The organism is Gracilimonas tropica DSM 19535 (genome assembly GCF_000375425.1).
Taxonomy (GTDB): domain Bacteria; phylum Bacteroidota; class Rhodothermia; order Balneolales; family Balneolaceae; genus Gracilimonas; species Gracilimonas tropica.
Window position 1 is genome coordinate 89,643 of the sequence record NZ_AQXG01000003.1, and the last position, 26,749, is coordinate 116,391.

The window sequence follows — 26,749 nt, forward strand, 5'->3', positions numbered from 1 at the left end:
ATTACTGAATTATATCAAAAAAGGGATCAGAGGTTTCCTAATATTTCTGATCCCTTTAGAATTAAGGTGCAGGGTATACATAGTTTGATTCAAAGCTAAGCGGAATACCGATCCACCAATATAGTAGAAGGAATATGGTCCAAACTACCATGAAAATGACAGAATATGGAAGCATCATAGAGATCAAGGTTCCAATGCCGGTTTTCTTAACATATCGCTGACAGAACACTACTACAAGCGGGAAATAAGGCAACAAGGGAGTAATGATGTTTGATACCGAATCGCCTACACGGTAAGCAGCCTGTGTGAGGTCAGGGGAGATACCAAGCTGCATGAGCATGGGAACAAAAATTGGGGCGATCAACGCCCATTTAGCTGAGGCAGAGCCTACCAATAGGTTTACAATGGCGCTTAAAATAATAATTCCTACAATAGTGATTTCTCCCGGCATGGCTAAAGACTGAAGAAAATTAGCCCCTTTGAGAGCTACCAATAAACCAATATTTGAATTCCCAAAGGCATCAATGAACAGAGCGCAGAAAAAGGCCATAACAATATAGTATCCCATACTCTCCATAGATTTTTTCATGTTGTCGATCATATCCTTTGAGCTTTCATATTTTCCTGAGGCCCAACCGTAAACAACTCCGGGAATGAGGAGTAGAATAAAAATAAGGGGAACTATGGCTCGCATAAGCGGGGCCTGAAAAGAGAACAAAGAACTCACATCCGGGTTATTCCAATTTGGATCCCGAAGTGCAGAGTTTTCCGGCCATGCCCATAGAAAAAGTCCGATAAGCCCGAGAACCATCGCTCCAAAACCCAACCAGAACGCACGGCTCTCTTTGCCTGATACTTTTTCCATTTGCGGCATTTCATCTTCATCGCCATCTACTTCAACATTAGAAAGCCGGGGTTCAACGATCTTGTCCGTAATATACCAGCCAACGAGTGTTATGATAACGCTCGAAGCAGCAGTGAAGTAATAATTGTTAAGTGGGTTGAGAGCGATATCAGGGTCTAAAATTCTGGCGGCTTCCAGGGTAAAGCTCATGATAAGCGGATCTATGGCAGCCGGGACAAAGTTGGCAGAAAAGCCCCCGCTTACTCCTGCAAAAGCAGCAGCGATACCCGCAAGGGGATGTCTGCCCGCTGCATAAAAAATTACACCTCCCAAGGGAATCACCAATACATAGCCGGCATCGGCGGCAGTATGGGAGACGATCGCTATAAGTATAAGCATAGGGGTTAAAAATGCTTTTGGGGTGAAATTAAGCAGTTTCTTAAGCCCTGCATCTATCCAACCGGAGTGCTCGGCAACTCCTACTCCAAGCATAGCTACCAATACAATACCCAGGGGAGCAAAAAGAACAAAGGTGTTGATCATATTTGCTAAAAAGGAAGCCATTTGAGCTCCGGTAAGGAGGTTATTTACGGATAATTCCTCACCGGTTAATGGGTGGACTTCCCCAAAATCAATTGGAGAAAGTATGGCAGACAAGATCCAAACCAAGACTAACAGTAGGAAGAATAACATTGCAGGATCAGGTAATTTATTTCCTGATTTCTCAATGAAATTCAAAAAGGTGTCAAAGAACGAATTTTTCTTTTTTTCAGGTTTTTTGGGGGTCTTTTCTTCTTTTTTCACTATGATTACATTTGTTCCCGTTTATTTTATAAGCCAAGAAAATAACATATTCGGACATCTATGCAATAGATAAATGCGCCTTGCTTAATAATTAAGGGATCACTTAATTGCAATCGGTTATTACACAACGGGCAACAACATGTTCAAGAAATTTTTCAGAAAAATAGCTCACAATCATCATCAAACTCTTCAAAGTCGACTTGAGGAATTTGATGATCCTATTGCAAAGCGTATAGATTGGTCACCTCTAAAAGGCGGAGGCACAAATTTCAAAACTCATACTTTGGTAAAAGATATCTACCGTATGAGTTACAAAGCGAGTAAAGGAGCCCTTCTTTTTGGAGCTGTGTTTGCAGTATTTGGAGCAGGAATTCCCGGCTGGATCTTATATGAGAACTTTATTCAGGGTTATAGTATTTCTCATACTGAAAATCTTATTATAGGTGGCTTTGGTGTCTTATTTTTAGGTGTGGGAATATTCATGCTGAAGCGATTTACAAATCCGGTTACTTTTGATAAACATATTGGCTTTTTTGGGAAGGGAAAGAAGGAACCTGAATTGTACGGGCGTGATAATCCAAAAGAGGCTTTGCGAATTTCCGATATTCATGCACTGCAGTTAGTTACGGAAAGGGTAAAAGGGGATAAAAGCTCTTATTTCAGCTACGAGATCAATATTGTAACTAAGGATGGCAAGAGAATGAATGTTATTGACCACGGGGATCATCAATCCATTTATGAAGATATCCAAACGCTTTCAACATTTTTGGATGTTCCTATATGGCACCTTAATGCAAAAACTAACCGTGCCTGATCATTCCCACTCGATAGTGGCCGGAGGCTTTGAGCTGACATCATAAACCACTCTGTTGATCCCTTTGATCTCATTAATTATGCGGTTGGAGACATGAGCTAAAAATTCATAGGGAAGGTGAGCCCAGTCAGCCGTCATTCCATCCACACTGGTTACAGCACGTAGGGCTACCGTAAATTCATAGGTTCGCTCATCGCCCATTACACCTACACTTTGAACGGGCAGCAGAACTGCAAGAGCCTGCCAAACTTCATCGTAGAGATTCTGCTTTTCAAGTTCTTCAATGAAGATGTGGTCAGCTTCGCGAAGCAAGTCAAGTCGTTCCTTGCTCAGATCTCCCAATACCCTTATACCTAGCCCCGGGCCAGGAAAAGGATGTCTGCCAATGAAATGTTCAGGAATTCCCAATTCTTTACCTACTTCGCGGACTTCATCCTTAAATAATTCCCGTACCGGCTCAATAAGATCCAGCTTCATTTTTTCAGGAAGTCCTCCCACATTGTGATGAGACTTAATAGTTGCAGACGGACCTTTGAAAGAAACGCTCTCGATCACATCTGGATAAAGGGTACCTTGAGCCAGATATTTAAAGTCAGAGTCGTGATCAATTTCTTTCTCAAATACATCAATGAACGTATTGCCGATGATCTTCCGTTTTTCTTCGGGATCAGAGATACCATGCAAGCGTTCAAGGAACAGATCTGATGCATCTACACCTCGAACAGGAAGGTGGAGGTCGCGGGTATAAAGATGCATTACATTTTCAAACTCATTTCTGCGGAGTAGTCCGTTATCCACGAACATACACTGCAATTGATCTCCCAGAGCTTTATGTAGCAATGTGGCCACTACGGTTGAATCAACACCTCCTGAAAGAGCGCAAAGCACTTTATCGGTACCGACTTTTTCACGGATAGCTCGCACTTGCTCATCAATAAATGATTTAGAGGTCCAGTCTCCCTTTAAACCGCATATATCGTAAGCAAAGTTTTGAAGCAGTTGTTTTCCGTGGTCGGTATGGGCTACTTCAGGATGAAACTGGACGCCATATATATGATTTTCTTTGTGGCGAACGGCAGCCACTTTAGCGTTCGCTGTGTGGCCTATGATCTCATACGATTCCGGTAATTCATGGATATGATCTCCATGACTCATCCAAACCACACTTTTATTCGGAATGTCTTTCAGCAGATCTTCGCTGTTATCGATCAATAAGTTAGCGCGACCGTATTCTCTTTTTTCAGCTTTCTCCACGCTTCCGGGAATTTCCGTGTGCGCAAGCAGTTGTAGTCCGTAGCAGACACCCAAAACCGGAACATCCCAGTCAAAAATCTCTTTCTGAAGATGCGGAGCTTCGTCGTCATTTACACTCATTGGGCCGCCTGATAAAATGACGCCACCGGGAGTGGGTTGCGACACTTCAGTGAGATCTACATTAAACGGGTGGATCTCACAATAAATATGAAGTTCCCGAAGGCGGCGGGCGATGAGCTGAGTAAATTGAGATCCGTAATCGAGGATGAGGATCCATTCCGAATGTCGGCTGTGCATTTGTATGAGATATGTAATTGTTAAAGGGTAAATACAAATTAAAAAACCTGTCAGGGTTTAAATGAGATGCACCGAAGAATCCGATACATTCTAAAACCTGACAGGTTTGATCAAGCCTGAAAGTGATCAGGCGATAACGTCTTCGTATTCTTCAGCTGAAAGCAAGTCATCTAACTGAGACTCATCGGAGATTTTGAATTTAACCATCCAACCGTCTCCGTAAGGATCGTCGTTAACCAGCTCTGGCTCGTCTTCGAGCTGATCATTGATCTCAAGGATCTCACCGTCAACAGGAGCATAAAGGTCAGAAACGGTTTTTACAGCCTCAACGGTTCCGAAAGTGTCATCCTGATCAACCTCAGTTCCTTCCGGTTCCAGTTCTACAAAAACAATATCACCAAGTTCACCTTGCGCAAAGTCGGTGATACCAACAGTTACCGTTCCGTCGCCATTGTCTTTCACCCATTCGTGTTCACGGGTATATTTTAGATCTGCTGGGATACTCATTAATCTTTCTCCGGTTTAAATTTAAATTCTCTTTCCAAATATTTGGTATCAAAAGTACCTTTGATGAAGTTCTCGTCATCCATAAGCTGGATGTGATAGGGTATAGTGGTTTTAATACCTTCTACCACAAACTCACCCAGTGCACGTTTCATCTTTTTGATGGCATCCAATCTTGTCGGGGCACTAACAATGAGCTTAGCGATCATAGAATCATAGTGTGGAGGAATACGGTAGCCGGAGTAAGCATGGGTGTCTAATCTTACGCCATGGCCTCCGGGTGGGTGAAACACGGTAATCTCTCCGGCAGATGGCCGAAAGTTATACTCCGGGTCTTCGGCGTTGATACGACATTCGATAGCGTGATTATTGAATTCCAACTCAAAGGGTTCAATTTCTTGCCCGGCTGCTACTTTGATCTGTTGCTCAATAAGATCAATTCCGGTTACTTCTTCTGTCACCGGATGTTCTACCTGAATTCGGGTATTCATCTCCATGAAGTAGAAGTTATGGTCATCATCTACAAGAAACTCTACGGTTCCGGCACCTTCATAGTCGACTGCCTTGGCAGCATTTGTTGCTGCTGTTCCCATTCTTTCCCGTAGTTCTTCAGTCATAAGGGGAGAAGGGGATTCTTCCAATACTTTCTGATGACGACGCTGCAACGAACAATCCCGTTCACCCAAATGGATATGGTTTCCATGCTGATCAGACAGGACCTGTATCTCAACGTGGTGGGGATTGGTTACGAACCGTTCAATGTATACGGCAGGATTATTAAAAGCAGTCTCTGCTTCCTGGCGACACATTTTATAGTTCTTTTCAAGATCTTCGGCTTCCATAACAAGACGCATTCCACGGCCGCCACCACCGGCAGATGCTTTAATAATTACAGGAAAACCGATCTCGTCACATACTTTTTTTGCGTCCTCGTAAGATTCAACGACTCCGTCACTTCCGGGTACAACCGGAACATTATTTGCAATCATAGTAGCTTTAGCTACAGCTTTATCGCCCATTTTGCTAATAGCTTCCGGTGAAGGGCCAATGAACTTGAGGTCATGTTCCCGGCAGATTCGAGAAAACTCAGCATTCTCAGAAAGGAAACCATAGCCGGGGTGGATAGCCTCCGCATTTGTGATCTCTGCCGCTGCCAGAATACTTGGGATTTTTAAATAACTGTCTTTACCTGCCGGCGGACCAATACAAACAGCTTCATCCGCAAACTTAACGTGCAAGCTGTCAGCATCAGCGGTTGAGTAAACAGCCACTGTTTTGATGCCCATTTCCTGGCACGTGCGGATAATTCGCAGTGCAATTTCTCCTCGGTTGGCAATCAGAATTTTATTAAACATGAAGCCGTTTTAATCTTTTTTGATGATGAATAGCGGTTGGTCAAATTCTACGGGAGTTCCATCACTTACTAATATTTTCTGAATGGTTCCTCCGAATTCAGCTTCAATCTCATTCATGATCTTCATGGCTTCAACAATACAAAGAGTATCTCCTTTTGAAACGGTGTCGCCAACTTTTACAAAAGCATCAGAATCAGGGGATGGAGCTTCATAAAAAGTACCAACAATAGGAGATTTTAAAACATCTCCCTCGGGTTGATCATCGCCACCGGATTGTTCACCTTCGGAGGCATTTTGATGTTGAGGCTGTGCAGAAGAGGCGGGTTGAGCCGGAGCCTGTGGGGCTGCAGCAGCGGGTTGAGTATATGCAACCTGTTGCACCTCACCTTGCTTTTTAACCTTAATTTTGAAGTCACCTTCTTCCAGTGATACTTCGTTTACATCGCTTTCCGCGATCATCTCTAAAATGTTTTTGATCAGTTTTAAATCCATGGTAAGTGTTATTTTGCTCGTTCTATATATTCTCCGGTTCGGGTATCAACACGAATCTTTTCTCCTTCGTTGATAAAAAGTGGCACATTCACTGTTGCCCCGGATTCAAGAGTTGCCGGTTTACTGCCACCCTGGGCAGTATCTCCACGAACTCCCGGATCGGTTTTTTCAACAACAACATCAATGTGATCTTTTGGCTCTACATAAAGTACACTCTCTTCATCAGCGTTGATGACAACGGTGCAATTCTGTCCGTCCACAAAGTAACCTTTTCGTTCAACTTGAGAGGCATTGACGGGCACTTGCTCATAAGTATCGGTATGCATGAGATAGTAGATCTCTCCGTCGTTATAAAGATATTGGTATTCGCGTGTTTCAACCCGAACTGCTTCGGCATTTTCACCTGATCGCCAGGTTTTATCTATATTTTTGCCGTTAACAATTCCTTTTAATTTGGTGCGGACAAAAGCAGGTCCCTTGCCCGGTTTTACGTGTTGAAATTCGGTTATGGAGTAAAGTTCTCCGTCCATATCAAGAACCATACCGTTCCTGAAATCCGATGTAGATACTTTAGACATTTAGTTTTGTTTCCTCAGATTAAATTCGCCCAAAAATACCACCTGCCGGTTTGGATAACAAACCGGTTTAGATGAAATTCGTGATCAGGTTATAAAGGATGGCTGCAGGACAAATATACTTGATGAAAACAGGCCAAACTTTTACAAAAAGTGTTTGTTTGATGCCGGCAAAACCATATTCCATCTCATTGATAGCATTCTCCGTTTTCCAGAAATATCCCACAAAAAGACAGATCAGAAATCCACCTAAAGGCAATCCGATACTGCTGAATAAGTAATCAAACCATCCAATCATTACAGGGAAGAAGGCAACGAGTGCAGAGATCACGAAGATACCGCCGCCAACCGACCAAGCGGCTTTTTTACGTTTAACTCCAAATTCGTCGATCACATATGAAACTGGAACTTCAAGAAGGGAAATCGTTGATGTAAGTGCTGCAATACTTAACAAGAGGAAGAAGGTTACACCGAGCAGCATTCCTACGCCACCGCCAATGGTATGGAACAGGGCGGGGAGGATCTGAAAAACCAGATCTGTGCTCGAAGCAAGTGAACCACCCGCAGAAATATTTATTCCCTGGCTTTGAGCCAAATACATAGCTGGAACAATCAATAAACCGGCAAGAAATGCAATTCCTACGTCAGCTAAAGTAACAAAAGCAGCAGCTTGAGGGATATTCTCTTTTTTATTGAGGTAGGAACCATAGGTAATCAAAGCACCCATTCCCAGTGAAAGGGAAAAGAAGGCCTGACCCATTGCAGAAAAAATAAGTCCGGCATTGATCTTACTGAAATCAGGTAACAGATACGCGCGTACTCCCTCTGAACTTCCCGGTTGCATTAGCACATAAACGATCATGATCACGATGATTCCGATCAATAAAGGCATCATAGCTTTAGTTGCCCGTTCAATTCCGTCACTTACACCACCTGTTATAATCTTAATGGTACCGAACATAAAAACAGCCGCGATAATCGCATTCTTGAGCCCATTGCCGGTATCGGTTAGCCAATCTGCTGCTGCCGACCAGCCAAAAAAGTAGAAGATCTCTTCGAAAGCAAAACCAAATGCCCATCCAGCGATCACCGTGTAAAAGGAGAGGATCATAACACCGCAAACAACGCCCCATAATCCTACTAAAGGGAAAAATTTATTATCGCTGATAGCTCGGAAAGCACCCACCGGGTTTTTTCCGGAACGTCGGCCTATAGTTATCTCTGCTGCCATTACCGGAAATCCGATAGCAAATGTACATAAGAGGTAAATGAGAAGATATGCCGCACCGCCTTCAGTGGCTACTTTTGTAGGGAATGCCCAGATGTTACCAAGACCTACAGCAGAACCTGCCGCTGCAAGGATAAATCCAAGTTTTGAGTTCCATGAACCGCGATCAGTTGTAGTTACAGCCAAGTGTTTTCCTCCTTAGGATATGATTTAATTAGAGACTTAAAATATTTTAAGCATTGCTCACACGCAACTTTCTTAAAACTACCCCTGAGCTTGGGGCAACCGTATATTTATTTTGTACGCTTTTGATGGTATCAGAGCCTGCCATTTTATGGTCTACTACAAGTTCCCAATACTTACCGGGAAGAGTTATTTCATGGCCCTTCTCCGTATTGGCGTTCAATGATACAAAGTAATCGTACATATCTCCCGAACTTTTTCCATCAATTGAAAAAGTAATATGCAGGGGGTCATCATAGACTTTAAAATTAATCTCTTCAGGCTCTGCTTTTCTAATAGCAGGAGATTGTAACCTTAAGTCTATCAAACCTTTATAGTATTCAAATAAATTATTATTAAGTTGTATTTCGTTGAAATTCAGCCAATTAGTTTCATCATCTTTATTGTAACTATCATGATCGATCCGGCCTTTTTTTGGATCAATATTGAGCGGATCACTTATGATTTTTGAGCGTGCCCATTCCTGTCCGGCGTGCACCATTATCATGCCCTGAGATATGAACAGACATAATGCAGCAAACATCGAAATTTGCAGCTCTTTCTTATTTAATGATGTAGCCTGAAAGGGGTCTTCAAAAACCTTGTCCGCTTTTTCAGGCTGGAGGACAATTCTTATGTAATCTCCAAGCGTGTACCCGTCGTGGCTTTCGAGATAATTTACCGAGTGCCCGGAATGATTGAATAAACCTTGTTCGCCGGATTTCAATGTACCACGAATAAGATTCTCAATTCCATATCTGGTTTTATTGGAGTCCCAAACCCCGAAAATAAGTCCTTTATTTTCTTTAGGATGATACCCTTTGAAGGTATTTCGGATACGGTCGTTCCAGGCTGCCCACCCGTGATCGGAATATCTGTCAGGCACATAATGTTGCCCCCAGGGCTCAGCGATCAGGATCACGTTGGGATTTATATCTTGTACTTCTTGCTTGATAAGATCTACCGTTTCCCAATCTATCAAACCTGCAAGATCAAACCGAAACCCATCGATATGGAATTCTTCCATCCAATACTTTACGGATTCGATAATTAGGCTGCGTGCATACTCGGCTTGTGTATTAATATCATTACCCGTCCAACTGTCATTTAGGAAATTACCCTTGTTATCTAACCTGAAATAGTGATCCTTAGCTGTGTATTTAAGTGGATTTAGATCATAATGGGAAGCATGATTATATACCACATCCATGATTACAGCAATTCCTTGTTTATGCAACTCATTCACCAGTTGCTTAAGCTCCAACTCCGCATTTTGGGTTGAACCGATGACCGCATTGGCCTCCAGTGAAGCCTCAGAGCTATATAAGGTCTCCGGAGCAAAATGAAAGGAGGTCATATATCCCCAATAGTTACGCGCATATGGATTCCAGGTATTCTTGACACCTTCAGGAGTTGCTTTTTCGAAGGGAGGTTCGAAATAGGCAAATTTCTGCAATGGTAGAAATTCAACTGCATTAATTCCTAATCGTTTTAAATGGGAGATACCTCCAACCTCTGCTTCTCTGAAATCATTATAAATACCATGAACATAGGTTTTGGCAGACGGGTGAGCCACCATATCTTTTATATGAGTCTCGTAGATAACAAGATCCCGGGTGTCCATGGGAGGACTGAAGTCCTCATCTTCCCATTTGAAGCCTGATTTGTTTGCGATCTTTGTTTTTGCAAATTGCAGATAATGGTTTTTCGTAGTCACTTGCTTGCTTAGGGGATCAGCAATAGGATAGGAGGTATTTTTAAAATAAGGATCATCCTCGGGACCGTCGATCAGATAAGCATACCATTTTCCTTCAAAAGAGCTTTGTATAAGAGTCTCCCAAACTCCTTTGGAATTCTTCTCTAAGGGGAATTCAAGTCCGTCTTCATCTTCATAGCGTTCATAGATGACCACTGTAACTGATTCCGCTTTTGGAGAAAATAGCCTGAAAACCGTTTCAGAATTAGAAAAAGTGCAACCCATCGGATAGGAATCCAATCCTTTGATGGTACAAGTATCAATATCTTTGGAAGGTGTGCTCAAATAATTTGACCTAACTTAAATTACTATCGTACTGAATATCAGATTGAAAAAATGAACGTTTCGATCTTAAATAAAAGATCCCAAGTCCATTTATGTGATAGGACTTCCGGGTTCAGCGTCTGTCTCAACAAATTTCAATTCTCCATTCGGGGTTTCAGCCATTAGGATCATGCCCTGACTTTCAACGCCCATTAGTTTTTTAGGAGCAAGATTGGCAACCACACTCACTTTTTGTCCGGGAAGATCTTCAGGTTTGAAATGCTTGGAAATTCCAGAAACAATGGTGCGTTTTTCCAGCCCGATATCAACGGTGAGTTTAAGGAGTTTATCGGCTTTTTCGATCTTTTCTGCTTTAAGGATTTCACCGGCACGCAGATCCAGCTTCATGAAATCTCCAAAGTCAATGTTATCCTTCAGTTCTGGAACATCAGGGGCAGGATCTGCAGCTGCTGCTTTATCATGTAGTTTTTGAATTTGTTCTTCGATAGTTTCGTCCTCAATTTTTTCAAATAAGATATCACCCTGCGATACAGTTTGGCCAACTTCCAGCATATTTGGGGTGATGTCATCCCAACTGAAATCATCGGAAAGACCAAGCTGCGCCCTCAATTCTTTCATTTTTGCCGGAAGAATCGGATCAAACAAACAAGATAACGCAGCACTGATCTGTAAGCTTACATGCAATGTGTTCCCTGCTTTTATTGGTTCGGTCTTGCGTGTTTTCCAGGGCTCGGTTTCGGTGAAATACCGGTTCCCGATGCGAGCCAGATTCATCGTTTCAGCGATGGCTTCCTTAAACCGGAAATTCTCGTACGCTTGGGTGATCTTATCTTTCTGATCTTCTATGGCCTGAAGAGCTTCTTGGTCCACATCCGAAGGCTCGATCAGTTCGGGAACTTTGCCATCCGCATAATTTACGGTAAAGGACAACGAGCGGTTCGTGAAATTCCCCAGCACATCCGCTAATTCGGTGTTGATGTGCATCTGGAAATCTTTCCAGGAAAAATCAGAATCTTTGGATTCGGGAAGCGTGGTTCCCAATGCGTATCGAAGCAGATCCGGCTCAAAATCTTCTAAATATTCATATAGCCAAACCGCCCAGCCTCGGGAAGTGGATAATTTCTTACCCTCTAGATTCAAAAACTCATTGGCAGGTACGTTTTTAGGAAGTACATAATCACCGTGTTCCATCAGTACCACCGGAAACATGATACAGTGAAAAACGATGTTGTCTTTGCCGATAAAGTGATACAGTTCGGTGTCTTCATTTTGCCAATAATCTTTCCACAACTCCGGATTTCCTTGTTCCTGTGCCCATTCTTTAGTGGCCGAAACATAACCGATAGGCGCATCAAACCAAACGTAAAGTACTTTTCCTTTGGCTTCTTCAAGTGGAACAGGAACGCCCCAGCTTAAATCACGAGTGGCGGCCCGATCTGCAAGTCCGTCGTTAAGCCAGCTTTTGACCTGACCCATGACATTGGGTTTCCAGTTTTCCCGGGTTTCCAGCCATTTCTCGAGCTTGGGCTGAACATCGCCAAGCGGCATGTACCAATGTTCGGTTTTCTTTAGCTCGGGCCTCTCTCCGGAAAGTGCACTCACAGGGTTGATCAATTCAGTTGGAGAGAGGGAGGTTCCGCATTTCTCACACTGATCGCCATAGGCTTCTTCATACCCACAATTCGGACAGGTTCCTTTTACATATCGGTCAGGTAAAAACATTTCTGACTTTGGATCATACAACTGCTCTTCGGTCTTCTTTTTGAAGAAGCCTTTTTCATAAAGAGTAGTGAAGAATTCCTGGGAAGTCTGATGATGCACTTTGGAACTGGTGCGACCGTAATAATCAAAGGAGATTCCAAAATCCTCAAATACCTTTTTATTCATTCCGTGGTAGCGATCCACAATATCCTGAGGGGTAACGCCTTCTTTTTCTGCTGCAATGGTTATGGGAACTCCATGTTCATCCGAGCCGCAGATAAACGCGACATCGGCATCGGTTCTTCTTTTATAGCGAACATAAAAATCGGGAGTGAGATAAGCTCCGGCAAGGTGGCCAAGGTGAATGGGTCCGTTGGCATAAGGCAGGGCCGAAGTAACAAGAATTCGTTTTTTATCGGGCATTGAGTGCGTTTGATGATCTTTTTTCTATTTCAAGCCGAAGATAAGAAATGGTGGCTTTAATGTTTAAGGTGCAGGAAGAATAATTTTTAACCACCAAGGGAATGGTCTTCTCGTTGCGGCGCTCTGCTCCGCAATGCTTCTCCTATAGGTTCCGCAGCAGAGCAACGGAACCAGGAATAAAAATGACTTCCAGTAATAATTTATCTAAACCTCATTTCTCCGTAACTTTGCCCCATGCTAATAACATTTGAAGGAATAGACGGTAGTGGGAAGTCCACACAGATTTCCCTGTTAAAAGAAGAACTTAACAAAAAGGGGCACAGGGTAGAGGTATTTCGTGAACCGGGAGGGACGGATGTGTCGGAAATGATTCGCGGCATGTTGCTCAATCCAGAGATCGACATTGACCCAATTACGGAGCTATTGCTGTTTTCTTCAGCAAGATCACAACTCGTAGCAGAAAAAGTACTTCCTTTACTTAAAGAAAATGTAGTAGTAATTCTCGATCGTTTTTATGATTCTACGACGGCTTATCAGGGCTATGGTAGAAGAAGTATTCCCATCGATCAAATAGACCAGATCAACGCAACAGCTACGCACGGACTCAAGCCTGATATTACATTTTATTTACGACTCACTCCCGAAACGGCTGCTGAAAGAACCAAGAATTTTGAGAAAGATCGTATGGAACAGTCCGGTGATTCATTCTTTAAACGCGTATATGATGGTTTTGAGAGTCTGTCCAAGTCTGAACCCCGCTTCAAAACGATTGATGCTGAACAGGATATTGAAGCTATTCACGCACAGATTTTGAAAGCAACACTTTCAAAGCTAAAATGAATCTTTCCGGGAAGATTTGAGTGTTCACAGGATTACAATTTATAGATAAGATTCTAAAAAACTTTATGAAATCCGATTTTTATAGGGGAAGAACATTGAGGCTTAATCATATTATCCGTAAATTTGGAACAATCTGGATGAGTCCTGCCTATTTCCATGACAACCAGTTCATCAAAAGAATACAATTCTAACGATCATAACTACCAAGTAATTAATTATGGCGCACGAAAGAATCGAAATTGATTTACCTCTTGCCAAAGTTTACGAACTTCTAAGTAATCCGGTTGAATTCCCTAAGTTCTTGGAGCGCATCGACAGAGTAGAACGCATTAATTCTCAAACGTTCGAATATCACACTGAAATCGGTGGCGAAGAGTACAAATGGACAACTAACATCATTGATAATCTGAGAAACACTCGTTTTGCCTGGATTACCATCAATGGTAACTTAAACCAAACCGGCACGATCCGTTTTACTCCATTAGATAATGGCGAACGCACACGTGTTGAGTTTTCTTTGGATTACCGAACATTCTTTGGCGATCCTGAAGACGAATTAGCTTCTTTCATTGAAGATTCTCCTGCTCAGCTTGCTAAAGACCTTGCCAAATTCAAGGAATTAGCTGAAGGCGGAACCTTCAAAGAAATGTCATTAGAACCAAAAGATAATGACAAGGAAGAAACTGAAGAAGAAGTGACCGCATAAGGTATTTCAACTATATTTTATACATTACTTGATGCGCATCCTCACCGATGCGCATTTTTTTTGTCAAGATATTCCACCTATGGACTTTAGTAAATTTCTACAATCTGCATCGAGCCAAAAGCCACATTATTTATTGATTGGCAGCCCCATAAGCCACAGCGTTTCTCCGCTGATGCACAACACAGCACTTCAGCATCATGGACTTAAAGCTGAATATCATGCCGTGGCGGTTCGTCAAAGCGAGATGTCAACTTTGATCGCGCACTTTAATCGCCTTGAATTTTTGGGAGCAAACATAACGATTCCATATAAGGAGACATTATTTGATGCAATGGACACACTTGGTATGGAAGCTGCTCAAATTGAAGCCATCAATACGATCGTAAAAAGGGATGGCAAGATCATTGGCGAAAACACAGATGAATATGGTTTTCGGGTTCCTATTGAAGAATATGAAGATGAACTGGCCGGAGAACGAGCCATTATTTTTGGAACAGGTGGTGCTACCAAAGCCATTTGTTATGCACTTCGCGAAATGGGGATTGAAGAAATTGTGATGGTTTCACGTCGGCCCGGACAGTATGATGTAGTTTCGGATATCATCATGTGTAATTACGAAAACTGGAGCGCATACGGTGAAGAGGCGGCTATCATTATAAATGCTACGCCACTTGGCATGACGCCAAACACGGAGGCCTCTCCGGTGGATGATGATTTGGTAGAAATTCTGAGCGGTAAAATCTGCTACGATGCAGTTTACAATCCCAGGGAAACAAAATTTCTGAAACAGGCAAAATCTGTGGATGGCATTCCCGTTGGAGGATTGGATATGTTAATTCACCAGGGAGCCAAATCCTTCAAGCTTTGGACGGGACAAGAATTTCCTTTAGGACTCATAAAAATGAAACTCGATGATGTCTTCCCAAATTGATTTTATAAGGCCTAAATTGCTTAATGACGAGCATGTTTCAAGCTGGTTCAGTCTGCGGAATCGGGAATCGGTTCACCCCGAAAGAACTATTCCTGGCTTAAACTTGGGGTTGAATACAGAGGAGGAAGAAGACGTAATTCTCAACAATCGGGAGCAGTTATTGGCTAAAATTGGCTTGGATGCTCATCAGATTGCATACGCTGTTCAGGTTCACAAAACACATGTTGAAGAAGTAAATCATGGCGGCACTTATCCCAATACGGATGCTTTTGTGACCACCAAGCCAAACCTCGCTTTGGCCATTCAGGTTGCCGATTGTGCAGCTTTATTATTTGCAGATCCGGTTAATCATGTGATTGGCGCTGCTCATGCGGGATGGCGAGGTGCAGCCGGAAATATCGTCCCAAAAACCATCAATAAAATGAAGGAGTTGGGAGCGGAAGTTGAACAAATTAAGGTATTTGTAAGTCCGTGTATCTCCCTGAAAAATTTTGAAGTGGGGGAGGAAGTCGCTGAGCAATTTCCGGATGAATTCGTGGACCGAACGAATTACGAAAAGTCGCACGTTGACCTGAAGGAATTTTTACGATGGCAGTTGCTGGAGGAGGGAATGATGGAATCTAAAATTGAATTGGATACACAGTGTACCATCTCAGATTCGCAATTTTATTCCTACCGCAGACAAAAGGAAAAAAGCGGACGTATGATGGCCATCATAAAACTAAACCAAGCTTCTGATTCTTGAGAGTAAGTTACAGTCCCGGCTACGTAGCAGATATCCCCGATAGTCACGTCTTCCCAATGAAGAAGTTCAGCGGATTACACGCATATCTAACTCAAAATGGTATCGTGAGTGAGTCAGAAGTCGTAGAACCTTCCATGGTGGATATTTCCAATCTAATCACAGCGCACACGAGCCGTTATGCGAATGCGGTATGGACGGGAGCGCTCGACCGAAAGGAAATACGAAGAATGGGGTTGCCGTGGAGCAAATCGTTGGCTATACGCTCAAGATTGGCGGTACAAGGAACGATAAATGCAGCATTGATGGCACTGCAGGAGGGTTTGGCCGGGAATTTAGCTGGAGGTACACACCACTCTATGCCGGATCACGGTGAAGGGTTTTGCGTGTATAATGACGTGGCTGTGGCTATCAAAGTTTTGAAGCAGTCGATGTGGGTGAACAAGGTTTTAGTGATCGATTGCGATGTACATCAGGGAAACGGAACAGCTTATATTTTTCGGAATGACCCGGATGTGTTCACATTTTCCATTCACGGGGAAAAGAATTATCCATTCAAGAAACCTCCTTCGGATTTGGATATTGGACTTCCTGATAAAACCGGCGATTCAGAATATCATCAAACTCTTATTGATGCCTTAGATCATATATTTGACCAATTTACTCCTGATCTGGTGTTCTATTTGGGAGGAATAGATCCGTTGGAAACCGATCATTTTGGAAGGCTTGCCTTAACCCTAAAAGGACTTCGGGAAAGAGATCGAATTGTAATCGAAACCGTTACCAGGCGTGATCTTCCTTTGACTTTATTATTGTCAGGCGGATATGCTCCCAGCGTGGAAGAAACAGTAATTGCCCACGCCCAGATGTATGAAGTGGCAAAAGAGATGGGTTTCTGAACTTCAATGCTTATTTTGAACTGAATTTAAAGCAACATAGATTTTGAAAAAACAAAGACTGGCTATTCTTGGATCAACAGGATCCATTGGTACGCAATCACTTGAGATCATCAGGCAACATCCTGATAAGTTTGATGTCGTTTATTTGACGGGAAACTCAAACTGGAAATTACTCGCCGAGCAAATTCAGGAATTCACCCCTCAAAAAGCTCTCATTGCAACCGAAGATCATCTCGATGATTTAAAAGCCGTGGCGGGTAATACTGAAATTGTAACCGGAGCAGATTATTTACCTGAACTCGCCTCATCCGATGATGTTGACACTGTTCTAAATGCGCTGGTTGGTTTTGCGGGATTTGACTCAACACTAGCAGCCATCAAAGCCGGGAAAAAAGTAGCCCTGGCAAATAAAGAGTCGCTGGTTGTTGGGGGTGAGATCATCACAGAAGCCCTTAAAAAATCATCAGCGGAACTTATTCCCGTTGATTCTGAGCACAGTGCAATGTTACAATGTTTAGTTGGTGAAAATTATGATGAGATAGAGAAGATCATCATTACCGCCAGTGGTGGGCCGTTTCGGGAGTTCACAAAACAGCAAATGCAGAATGTAACGGTGCAGCAAGCTTTGAAGCATCCCAACTGGAGCATGGGCGCCAAGATTACCGTTGATTCTTCTACGATGATGAACAAAGGGCTGGAAATCATCGAAGCACATTGGCTGTTTGATATACCGGTCGAGAAAATTGAGCCTGTGATTCATCCGCAAAGCATTATTCATTCGATGATCACGTTTATTGACGGTTCAAGCAAAGCACAGTTGGGACTTCCTGATATGAAAGTTCCGATTATTTATGCTCTTAGTCATCCCGAGCGTTTTCCCCTGGAAACGCCCCGCATGAACTGGCAGAAAGCACAAAAATTGACCTTTGAGCCGGTAGATTATGAGAAATTTCCCTGCGTAAAACTGGCAATGGAAAGCATAGAGGCAGGGGGATATGCTTCAGTAGTTTTAAACGCTGCAAACGAAGTAGCCGTAGAGCGATTTTTGAAGGAAGAAATTGGTTATATTCAAATCCCTGAAATCGTAGAAAAAAGTTTGGCTAACATTCAATGGAATGATAGTTTGGACCCCGAGACTTTAAAAGAAATAGACAAAGAGACGCGCACGTTCGCACAATCATTAAAATAATATATGGACTGGTTTTTAAGCTTATTGAATACTCTGCTCATTTTTGGCGGAGCACTTATGATTCTCGTTTTTGTACACGAGCTCGGCCACTTTTTAGCGGCCAAGTTCTTCGGAATGCGAGTAGAGCGATTTTCGATCGGATTTCCACCTCGGATATGGGGTTTTCAGAAAGGAGATACTGATTATTGCATCGGAGCAACGCCTCTTGGTGGCTATGTGAAAATATCCGGGATGATCGATGAAAGCATGGATACCGAGCATCTCGATAAGGAGCCGGAAGAGTGGGAATACCGAAGTAAACCTGTTTGGCAGCGAATTATCACCATCACGGCAGGAGTCATTTTCAATATGATCCTCGCGTTTGTGATCTATTTTGGGATGACCTATACGAATGGCAAATCAGTGTTACCGATTCAAGAAACGGCTGGCATATATGTGCCAGAAACGTCTATCCTTCATGAGATTGGTTTTGAAACCGGTGATAAGATTGTTGGGGTGAATGGACAACAAGTAACCTACTTTAACGAATTGGTTTCCGCTTCCGAACTCACCGCTGATAACCTGAGTTATACCGTTATTCGAAATGGACAGGAAATGAATGTTCCTGTAGCCTCAAATTATTTGGATAGTCTTCAAACTCGTGGCTTTTTAGATGTGGCATACATGTATCCAAGTAAAATATCTTCCGTACCCGCGGGTCGACCTGCAGCTGAAGCAGGCCTTCAGGCAGGTGATCAGATCGTCTCTGCAAACGGCGATTCCGTTTTATACTGGATACAGTTAGTAGAGATCATCCAAAATGCAGATAGTGCCATCAATTTTGGGGTAATGCGGGGAGATTCGCTTTTCTATGCATCCATTACGCCAGATCCCGAAACAAAAACCATTGGAATTGCATCTCCAAGCCTCCAGACTTTGGGAATTGAAACCATTGATTACGGCTTTTTTGAATCCATTGGGGAAGGATATAATCAAACGATCGAACAGACGGTAGGTATTCTTCAGGGTTTTGCCCGTATGATCACCGGCGATATTTCTGTAACTCAAAATTTAGGTGGCCCGATCGCCATTGCAAGTATCACTCGCGAGGCCACCGATCAGGCTGGCTGGATCGGTTTCTGGAATATTACGGCACTGCTAAGTATTACCCTGGCTATCATCAATATTCTACCAATCCCTGCTTTAGATGGCGGACACCTTGTCTTTCTGCTATATGAAGGAATAACACGGCGTGAACCTTCAGAAAAGGTTCGAATGGTCGCCCAACAGATCGGTTTCTTCCTTATGATCGGCCTCTTTATTTTTGTAATGTTTAACGACGCATTTAGATATTTCGGATTATAACATGATTTCTCGAGAAGGCTTTGCCACCATATTTGTTGTTGGTTTAGTTTCCATCCTAATCTCTGTTTTTGCGGGATATTTTTTACCGGAATGGGTGGCCATTATAATTTATATCATCTTTGGCGGATTGACACTTCTTACCATTTTCTTTTTTCGTGATCCAGACCGGGAATCTCCGGAAGGACAAAACCTCATCATTTCTCCAGCGGATGGAAAAGTCGTATTTGTGAAAGAAGTGGAAGAAGATGTTTACCTAAAGGACAAAGCAACCCAAATCAGTATTTTTCTTTCTCCATTGAATGTACATGTCAACCGAAACCCGGTTTCCGGTTTGCTGGAATATGTGAAATATCATCCCGGAGAGTATTTAATGGCCTGGACAGAACACGCCTCAGAACTCAATGAAAGAGCCGATTTCGGAGTCCTCCATCCATCCAAAACCAAGATTTTCTTTCGTCAGATCACCGGATTTTTAGCTCGTAGAATTGTCTATAATATATCAGAAGGCGATCAGCTAAAAGCAGGTGAACGTTTTGGAATCATGAAATTTGGATCACGAATGGATGTGGTTGTTCCAGGAAATGTAGAAGTAAAAGTAAAGCCGGGAGATACCACACGAGCGGGTGAATCAATTCTCGGGGTTATTAAATCATGAAATATCCGATCCAAAAAAAATATCATTCCTTTAAAGAACGCCGAAAACGCCGTAAGAATAACAAGCCGCCCGTAAATAAGAAAATTGCTGTTCCCAGTTTTTTTACGCTGATGAATCTTTTTAGCGGTTTCCTGGCCATTATTTCAGTTTCTCAGGGCGACTTTGTCCGCGCAGCCTGGTTGATCGCATTAGCCGGTTTGTTTGATGTTTTTGACGGCTTGATGGCCCGCCTTGCCAATGCCACCAGCGATTTTGGTATTGAGCTTGATTCCATCAGCGATATGGTTTCATTCGGGGTTGCTCCGGGATTCCTGATCTATTCCTGGTCACTTTATGAGCTTGGTTTTGTAGGTATCATCGTCAGTGCTTTACCACCGTTGTGTGGAGCTGTTCGGCTTGCACGATTTAACGTGAATGCCAGATTACAACCAACCAAAGATCATTTTATCGGATTACCCATTCCGGCTCAAGCCATCATTTTAGGGGCCTTTTTTCTGACCTTCCGGAATTCCTTAGAATTCTTTTCTTTTCTAGAAAATGGAGTGAATTCTGCTTTGATTCCCATCATTGTAATCATCTCATTCCTGATGGTCAGCACCTTACCATTCGATAAAATTCCCCGTTTTGACCGGGATACTATCCGAAAGAAAAAAGGCAAATTCATATTATTCCTGATATACCTGATACTGATTCTCATGTTCAGAGAATATGGCCTCATGCTGGTTTTCACCATCTTTGTGTTGAAGGGAATTACAGTGGGTGCCATCCAGTTTTATACCGACGATTACGGCCCGGAAGGGGTAGACGAGTTCCAGGATTACAGCTGATTCAGGATAACATCCCGGATTTTCAATGCTGCCTTACCATTTCCAAAAATTGATGTAGCAGATGGATTGAATTGCTCCTTATGCTCAAGATGCCACATAGTTCGTTTGATAATTTTTGAGGAATCGGTTCCCACTAATTCTCCCAAGCCCGACTTTATCAGTTCTTGTCTTTCAGTTTCATTCCGTAAAACCAATACCGACTTTCCAAGAGCGGAGGCTTCTTCCTGGATACCGCCTGAATCCGTTAAGATCAAATTTGCCCGATCTAAAATGTGTAGAAAGGAAAGATAATCGAAAGGCGTGGTTTGAATGAAGCGATCATTAGATATACCTGTACTATCGATAGCTTTTTGCACAGCTGGATTCGGATGAGCGGGAAAAATCACCTTCAGATCTTTGTGGGCATCTAAAATTTTTAATACGGCCGTAAATATTTGTTCGAGCGGCTTTCCATGATTTTCTCTTCGATGAGCCGTTAGCACAACCAAAGGGTCTTCTTTCCCAATTTGTTGTAAAATCTCAGGTTGCGAATTTCCATATTGATCAGAATCTTGAATGTAATGAAGTGCATCTATTACCGTATTTCCGGTTACGGTGATAATTGATTCTGAAATTCCTTCCCGCAATAGATTTTTCTTATTCAACTCCGTTGGTGCAAAATGATGTGCGGCCAAATGTGTGATTTGCGTACGGTTCATCTCTTCCGGAAATGGGTAGTAAGGATCGTGGCTGCGAAGTCCTGCTTCTACATGGAGCACCGGGATTTTTTGATAAAAAGCAGCCAAAGCAGTGAGGTAAGAAGTGGAAGTATCTCCCTGAACCATCACGAAATCCGGCTTACTTTTCTGTAATTCATCCCGAAGTTTAGGAAGTAAGTTCTGGGTGAGGTCAAAAAGATCCTGTCCCGGCTGCATGATGCCAAGGTTTACATCCGGATCAAATCCAAACAGTTTAAACATTGGTTCTGTAAGCTCCTTGTGCTGTCCCGAGTGAAGCAAAGTTAGGGTGCAGTTTTCTTTCAGTGCTTTAATAACCGGTGCCAATTTGATGACTTCCGGCCGTGTTCCGAATGCAATGAGAACGTGCTTCATCTTACTTTAATAATCGTTGGTACTGCGTTGCGGTTTTTTGGGCAACTTTATCCCAGGTGAATTTATATAAAATCATTTCTTTCAAGTCAGAAGCAGGCTTTGAGAGTGCATTTTGAATACCTTTTAAAAGAGATTCTGATGATTCCGGGTTGATGTATTCGGCATAATCATCAAAATAATCTTTTGTTCCGCCACGCTCTGTGATCACAATTTGGGAACCGGTTAAAGCTGCTTCAAGAGCTGCGATCCCGGGAGTTTCGTATTGGGAGGGAAGTACGAATACTTTGCTTGCGGCATAGGCGGAGGCCAGCATTTCGGCATGGTGGTCTAAAGTGGGAATCAATGTGACGTTTGTTGCTTTTTTAGCCAGCGAAAGACATTCTTTACTATAAGCATCTTTACCAAAGCTTCCGATAATTACTACAGGAACATCCAAATCGGGAGCTACCCTCAAAAGCTGTATCACATTTTTTCGTGGAGCTGATGCTTGTCCGGTAAATAGCACAAAATCTTCGATCCCGTATTCTTTTACGAAAGCATCCTTTGTTGCTTCACTAAAACGTTTTTCTACGCCATTTGGAACGATCTCTATTTTCGGTTTTGGAACTTCAAATCCTTCCATGATCAGGTTGGCTTCTTCGGAAGTATTGGGCAATAGCAGATTTACCCGGTTGCACAACGATGCTTTGATACTGAAATCGGAACGAATACCGCTTCCAAACCTGAATAGGAATTTTTCCAAGTGAATGAAATTTCGAATCGTAGAAGCTTTGCGGTTGGAATAGAATACCGGAGAGAGAACAACAGGAATATTCAGGTCCTGAATCTTTGGGATGATCTCTGAATTCTCAACTGATGCACCAAAAACGTGAACAAGATCCAGTGAAACAGGCTTAATTTCTTCCCAGGGAGAAAGCAAAACCGGTTCAACCCCAAATTCTTTGATGTGTTGAATTGTGAAAGACGCCTGAGTTCTGACACCCCCGTTAACGGTGGCTACACTCATCGGTACCACATAGCCAACCTTCATAGCCGGTTCCTGTTTTTCCAATCCATAAGTGATGTTTTAATAAACTTGAAATCCATTTTATGAAGCCATTCTACCGTTTTTCTATCAGGAAGATAGGAGTTGGAATATTGAAATTCGTGGTTTTTTTGAAGATCGACCTTTGTTCCACCCTCAACCAGCATAAAACCTTGAGAGGAATTTGATACCTGGTATTTAACGGAAGAAGGTTCGGCTTCTATATAGACATTCCCTCGGTTTACAAAAGCCTCAAATTTTTGGTGCTTGCGATCCATCCAGAATTCAGCAAATTCATTGAAAGTCATTTTGTGAAGCCCTTCCTCATTCACCTTTTCAAAAATATGCTCCCAAACCTTAAGCCCCGGTTGCAGCGGGTGGTGATAAAAGAAAACCGGTTCATACCTTCCCAGTTTATGTTTCAAAGTTTGAGCAAAATATGCAGCCATAGAGGCCTCATCGTATCTTTTTCGGCTTAAACTACCCGTACAGATAGGATGGATGGGGATTTGAAGAGGAAGCCCTTCAATCATCTGCAGTGGAAGGCCATCATAAAGCCATGAAAATTCGGAGGAATACTGGAAATCAAATTCCTTCAAAGCATAAGCGAGCGCCTTATTCCAAATTCCATAGGGAGCACAAAAACCTTTTGGAGAAATGGTGTGATCAGATAACACCTTTAAACCCGTACGAATATTCTGCTTTGTCTTGGATAAACTTCCCGAAACTCCATGCTCATATCCATGAAGCGCCAATTCCTGTTCTTTCATTCCGGTGAATTCTGAAAGCCAGTCTTCATGAGCTTTCACATGCAAAAACCAGGTTCCTTTGATTTCATTTTTGTGAAGTGTCCTATACAGGGCCTTTATGGATGCTTGGTCCCCGTAATCTGTATCAATGCGGAACCCAAAAACGGGTTTTATAGTGGGAGAAGACCACTTTTGAATGAATGGCAATGATCGCCGGAAATGAAGTTGTTTTAATAAAACGGTAAAAGCTTGTATAAGTTCTTGCTTTGATACTTTACTTACGATCTCATCAGGATGGAGGCCTGCATCACTGTAGAAACGTTTCCTTCGATAGCCTGAACGAGCTATAAGTTGTGAAATATCGGCTCCGAAAAAACTAATTATGCCACGCTTCCAAACCTGGAAGTGAATCATTCCACCAAATAAATCTGAATCATCGTGGACCTCAATTTCTTCATAAATATCTAATCCGGAGATGTGCCTGAAATCAGGATTTGAGCTTTTATTTATTAAATAAGTGGTTTCTTTCCGGGAAAAAAGCCGCCTGTTCAAAAAGGGATGAATACCTTTTGTTTCAATTAAAGCCCCTCCATCTTGTAAATACGAGTGAAGAGCGGATATGGAGTCAGAATCAGGCCGTTTGTTCAGTATGATAACACTATAGTTTTCTATCAGGTCACGACTGTAATCAACTTCTTCATAGCATACTCCAATTTGGTCCAGTATAATCGACCAGGGTTGGGTTAACTCTTGAAGACCTATGCAAATGCGGTGCTTCATTCAACTAATTTTTGTTTTGCCCAGGCATAATGTTCCTTGTCAATGATATTCGTCCACCAAATTATGGCAGTAAAAATTGATCCGGCCAGGATCATATTTAAAAAACCGTTGAAGGGGAGCCAGGCGCATAAAAAGAACAAGGCCAAAGCAGTTGAATAACTGATCAAAATCGGGCGTAGAAAATTGAGGGGTACAGCTTTTCGAAACCAGAAAAAAGTAAATGAAGTGATGATGACCTCAGAAACAGATACAGCCGCTGCTGCCATCAATACATTTCCTAAAGCCGCAAAACTAAAAATAACGATGGCTGAAATTGTCCCTCCAAAACAAGTTGCTAAAAAGTATTCCCTGTCTTTATTGGTAGCGATCAAGCCAAATGAAAAAAGGCTGTTAATAAAAGTAACAGCTATCATAACTGAAAGTAACTGTAGCAAGGGAACGCTGTTTTGGTATTCATTCCCATATAATAAACCGATGATCTCTTCCGCACCAACTGCAGTTAGCAAGGCAATAAAAGCACCTCCGGCTGCTGTAAACCGAAATACGATAGCGATCTTTTGCATGGCCGTATTTCGGTCAATGCTCCAAATGGAAGCCAGATTTGGCAATAAGAGGTTCACGAAAACACGGTCTATCATCATGGCAACAATCACAATTCGAAATGCAGCTCCGTATAAACCGGCATCTTTTAAAGATAAAACAGCCCCTATAAGAATGGGGGGAAGCAGATGTACGATCTGTGCAAAAAACTGCCCCATCCCCAAAATGGAACTGGATTTTAACAGATCCGGATAGATCTGAAGTCCCCTAGATGGCAACGCAAATGGTTTTTCTTGAATCGCAAAGGTTCCAAGAGTTAAAGCCGCTACAGAAACACCCACAGTGTATAAAACGGGCACCAAGGTGACATCTTCCATGTTATCAACCAGGAAGAATACCAACAGAAAGTAAAATAATCCGTTTAAAACTTTTGATAGAGCGATCTTGCCAAACTGCTGTTTACCGGAATAGAACCAATCCAAAAGTGCCATATAAGGTATGATGGAATACAAATATCCCAAAACGACCTGCTTTTCAATTTCTCCCATATCAATCATGGAAACGACCAAAGTAGAGCCGATCAAGACAAGGGTTCCCAAAAAGAGTTTGGTCCTGAAGATCTCAAGTACCCGGAAAATTCGTTTTGAGGGTTCTTTAGCTGTCTCTCTGGTTCCGATGTTATTCAATCCAAGGTCTGAAATCCAGGTAGCGTAACCCAGGATGGAAATAGCGACTGTGATCAATCCGTAGAATTCCGATCCCAGGGTACGGGCGAGATAAATGGAGGTAACGAATGATAGTCCTCTGCCTGCTATATCACCTACGGCGATCCAAAATGCTTTTTCTTTAAGTTTAGCGGCCATTTTCGAAAGATCTAAGGAATGAAGATAACAAGTCTTTCAGCTCGTTTTCGTTTGAAAATAGGTCCACATTTGGCCGGTTATGTTCTTCAGACAAGCATCCTTTGTCCGGGGCCATAACTTTTTTACCGTACGATTTTGCCATATGATATCCCCCAGAAGAAAGAATTTCACGGTAATAAAATACGCAAAGATCGGCAGCGGAATAAAACCAGGGGAGATGTTCCTCCGGTATAAACTTTGCGATCAATAAGATATTTTTATGTGCTCCTGCTTTTTCGGAAAGTTCTTCGAAAAGGTTTTGATTTCCTTTTTTAACCGGTCCCACGATCATGAGTGTACAGTCTAATTTCTCTTCAATAACAATATCAGCTACCCGTTCTAATTGTTTGTAGCCACTTATGTTACCAAACATCAATAAAATTGGCGAGTGCTCTTCCAGAGCACAGTTGTAGGTTTCGTTGAGGTGTTGTATCGCCTTGTTTTTTGGGATTGGAAAAGCAGGAAAATCCGGGTGGGGAATAAGGCGAAATTTTTGAGTTGAGGTATTCAGGCGGCTACTCATTATTTCAACGGCAGTTTTACAATGCACGTGAAGAATATCAGCCCATTGCGCCATTTTTTTATGCAGAAAAGTATGCAGTTTCAGAAAACGGCGGTCATGAGGAAATTCATTGTGAAGCGTCCATACTATATTTCCACCAAGTTTGTGGAACAAGTAAATGCATAAGATCTTCCAGGGCATTCCGGCCAACGATCTCAAATCCTGAAATTCCAGCCAATGATAATGAAGAACTGCTTCTCTTTTATTTAATAAAAGGCCGACAACGATCTTAAAGTGGTTGAAGACGCTGATCGACTTAATATCAAACTCAGAATCCTCAATCAGATCTTTATAAAGCAGGTAAAGATAATCCGATTTTTTTACGTTGAACCGGATCAGGGGGACTACAAATATAGTTTTTGCCTCCGAATTAATTGATGCATAAATCTCCTTAAGAGAAGTTGCCTGCATAAA

The 26,749-nt window shown here is 42.4% G+C and carries 24 protein-coding genes; 10 read left to right on the plus strand and 14 right to left on the minus strand.

What is annotated here, in order from left to right; genetic code table 11:
* Window positions 1–61 precede the first annotated feature (61 nt).
* Window positions 62–1,648, minus strand: a complete 1,587-nt coding sequence (locus tag B151_RS0106835) for an AbgT family transporter (RefSeq protein WP_020402868.1) — start codon at window positions 1,646–1,648, stop codon at window positions 62–64.
* Between the two features lie 139 nt (window positions 1,649–1,787).
* Between B151_RS0106835 and B151_RS18165 the strand changes: the two genes are divergently transcribed.
* Window positions 1,788–2,462: a hypothetical protein gene (locus B151_RS18165; protein WP_020402869.1), complete on the plus strand. Its 675-nt coding sequence runs from the start codon at window positions 1,788–1,790 to the stop codon at window positions 2,460–2,462.
* Here the strand turns inward: B151_RS18165 and guaA are convergent, their stop codons facing one another.
* The 8 genes from guaA to metG all read right to left on the minus strand — a co-directional run bounded on the left by guaA (window position 2,463) and on the right by metG (window position 12,554).
* Window positions 2,463–4,013 carry a glutamine-hydrolyzing GMP synthase gene (gene guaA, locus B151_RS0106845; protein ID WP_020402870.1) on the minus strand — a complete coding sequence of 517 codons (1,551 nt, stop codon included), beginning with the start codon at window positions 4,011–4,013 and terminating at the stop codon, window positions 2,463–2,465.
* A gap of 126 nt (window positions 4,014–4,139) precedes the next feature.
* Entirely contained in the window at window positions 4,140–4,520 is a 381-nt protein-coding gene (gene gcvH / locus B151_RS0106850; RefSeq protein ID WP_020402871.1) for a glycine cleavage system protein GcvH, read from the minus strand.
* Window positions 4,520–5,872 (minus strand): acetyl-CoA carboxylase biotin carboxylase subunit, encoded by a 1,353-nt coding sequence (accC, locus tag B151_RS0106855; protein WP_020402872.1) that lies wholly within the window; start codon window positions 5,870–5,872, stop codon window positions 4,520–4,522. The genes gcvH and accC overlap by 1 nt, the downstream gene beginning before the upstream one ends.
* A gap of 9 nt (window positions 5,873–5,881) precedes the next feature.
* Window positions 5,882–6,364 carry an acetyl-CoA carboxylase biotin carboxyl carrier protein gene (gene accB / locus B151_RS0106860; protein WP_020402873.1) on the minus strand — a complete coding sequence of 161 codons (483 nt, stop codon included), beginning with the start codon at window positions 6,362–6,364 and terminating at the stop codon, window positions 5,882–5,884.
* Window positions 6,365–6,372: 8 nt separating this feature from the next.
* Entirely contained in the window at window positions 6,373–6,942 is a 570-nt protein-coding gene (gene efp / locus B151_RS0106865) for an elongation factor P (RefSeq protein WP_020402874.1), read from the minus strand.
* Window positions 6,943–7,009: 67 nt separating this feature from the next.
* Window positions 7,010–8,353, minus strand: coding sequence for a sodium-dependent transporter (locus B151_RS0106870; protein WP_020402875.1), 1,344 nt, complete (start codon window positions 8,351–8,353; stop codon window positions 7,010–7,012).
* Between the two features lie 46 nt (window positions 8,354–8,399).
* Entirely contained in the window at window positions 8,400–10,430 is a 2,031-nt protein-coding gene (locus tag B151_RS18170) for an alpha-amylase family glycosyl hydrolase (protein ID WP_020402876.1), read from the minus strand.
* A gap of 90 nt (window positions 10,431–10,520) precedes the next feature.
* Window positions 10,521–12,554: a methionine--tRNA ligase gene (metG, locus tag B151_RS0106880; protein WP_020402877.1), complete on the minus strand. Its 2,034-nt coding sequence runs from the start codon at window positions 12,552–12,554 to the stop codon at window positions 10,521–10,523.
* Window positions 12,555–12,788: 234 nt separating this feature from the next.
* Here metG and tmk point away from each other — a divergent pair, with 234 nt between their 5' ends.
* The 9 genes from tmk (at window position 12,789) to pssA (ending at window position 20,687) form a co-directional block, all read left to right on the plus strand.
* Complete coding sequence (gene tmk / locus B151_RS0106885) at window positions 12,789–13,394, plus strand: dTMP kinase (RefSeq protein ID WP_020402878.1); 606 nt, start codon at window positions 12,789–12,791, stop codon at window positions 13,392–13,394.
* Window positions 13,395–13,611: 217 nt separating this feature from the next.
* On the plus strand, window positions 13,612–14,100 hold the full coding sequence (locus B151_RS0106890) for an SRPBCC family protein (RefSeq protein ID WP_020402879.1): 489 nt from the start codon (window positions 13,612–13,614) through the stop codon (window positions 14,098–14,100).
* A 79-nt stretch (window positions 14,101–14,179) separates the two neighbouring features.
* Window positions 14,180–15,031, plus strand: coding sequence for a shikimate dehydrogenase (aroE, locus tag B151_RS0106895; RefSeq protein ID WP_157470754.1), 852 nt, complete (start codon window positions 14,180–14,182; stop codon window positions 15,029–15,031).
* Window positions 15,012–15,776, plus strand: coding sequence for a peptidoglycan editing factor PgeF (gene pgeF, locus B151_RS18175; RefSeq protein ID WP_083909880.1), 765 nt, complete (start codon window positions 15,012–15,014; stop codon window positions 15,774–15,776). Before aroE ends, pgeF begins: the two co-directional genes overlap by 20 nt.
* The gene (locus B151_RS0106905) at window positions 15,773–16,672 is read left to right on the plus strand and encodes a histone deacetylase family protein (protein WP_026166536.1); all 900 of its coding nucleotides are present in this window, start codon (window positions 15,773–15,775) and stop codon (window positions 16,670–16,672) included. The genes pgeF and B151_RS0106905 overlap by 4 nt, the downstream gene beginning before the upstream one ends.
* 43 nt (window positions 16,673–16,715) lie before the next feature.
* Complete coding sequence (locus B151_RS0106910) at window positions 16,716–17,861, plus strand: 1-deoxy-D-xylulose-5-phosphate reductoisomerase (protein ID WP_020402883.1); 1,146 nt, start codon at window positions 16,716–16,718, stop codon at window positions 17,859–17,861.
* Window positions 17,862–17,864: 3 nt separating this feature from the next.
* Window positions 17,865–19,205: an RIP metalloprotease RseP gene (gene rseP / locus B151_RS0106915; protein ID WP_020402884.1), complete on the plus strand. Its 1,341-nt coding sequence runs from the start codon at window positions 17,865–17,867 to the stop codon at window positions 19,203–19,205.
* Window position 19,206: 1 nt separating this feature from the next.
* Window positions 19,207–19,860, plus strand: coding sequence for a phosphatidylserine decarboxylase family protein (locus tag B151_RS0106920; protein WP_020402885.1), 654 nt, complete (start codon window positions 19,207–19,209; stop codon window positions 19,858–19,860).
* The gene (gene pssA / locus B151_RS0106925; protein WP_020402886.1) at window positions 19,857–20,687 is read left to right on the plus strand and encodes a CDP-diacylglycerol--serine O-phosphatidyltransferase; all 831 of its coding nucleotides are present in this window, start codon (window positions 19,857–19,859) and stop codon (window positions 20,685–20,687) included. Before B151_RS0106920 ends, pssA begins: the two co-directional genes overlap by 4 nt.
* Here pssA and wecB read toward each other — a convergent pair.
* From wecB to B151_RS0106950, 5 genes are read right to left on the minus strand one after another with little or no spacing between them, the layout of a single operon-like run.
* Window positions 20,678–21,778 (minus strand): non-hydrolyzing UDP-N-acetylglucosamine 2-epimerase, encoded by a 1,101-nt coding sequence (wecB, locus tag B151_RS0106930; protein WP_020402887.1) that lies wholly within the window; start codon window positions 21,776–21,778, stop codon window positions 20,678–20,680. The genes pssA and wecB overlap by 10 nt on opposite strands.
* 1 nt (window position 21,779) lies before the next feature.
* Window positions 21,780–22,829, minus strand: coding sequence for a glycosyltransferase family 4 protein (locus B151_RS0106935; protein ID WP_211207833.1), 1,050 nt, complete (start codon window positions 22,827–22,829; stop codon window positions 21,780–21,782).
* Window positions 22,805–24,331: a polysaccharide deacetylase family protein gene (locus B151_RS0106940; RefSeq protein ID WP_020402889.1), complete on the minus strand. Its 1,527-nt coding sequence runs from the start codon at window positions 24,329–24,331 to the stop codon at window positions 22,805–22,807. The genes B151_RS0106935 and B151_RS0106940 overlap by 25 nt, the downstream gene beginning before the upstream one ends.
* A complete protein-coding gene (locus B151_RS0106945) occupies window positions 24,328–25,734 on the minus strand; it encodes an oligosaccharide flippase family protein (protein ID WP_020402890.1) in 1,407 nt (468 codons plus the stop codon). Before B151_RS0106945 ends, B151_RS0106940 begins: the two co-directional genes overlap by 4 nt.
* Complete coding sequence (locus B151_RS0106950; protein ID WP_020402891.1) at window positions 25,724–26,746, minus strand: glycosyltransferase family protein; 1,023 nt, start codon at window positions 26,744–26,746, stop codon at window positions 25,724–25,726. Before B151_RS0106950 ends, B151_RS0106945 begins: the two co-directional genes overlap by 11 nt.
* Window positions 26,747–26,749: the final 3 nt, after the last annotated feature.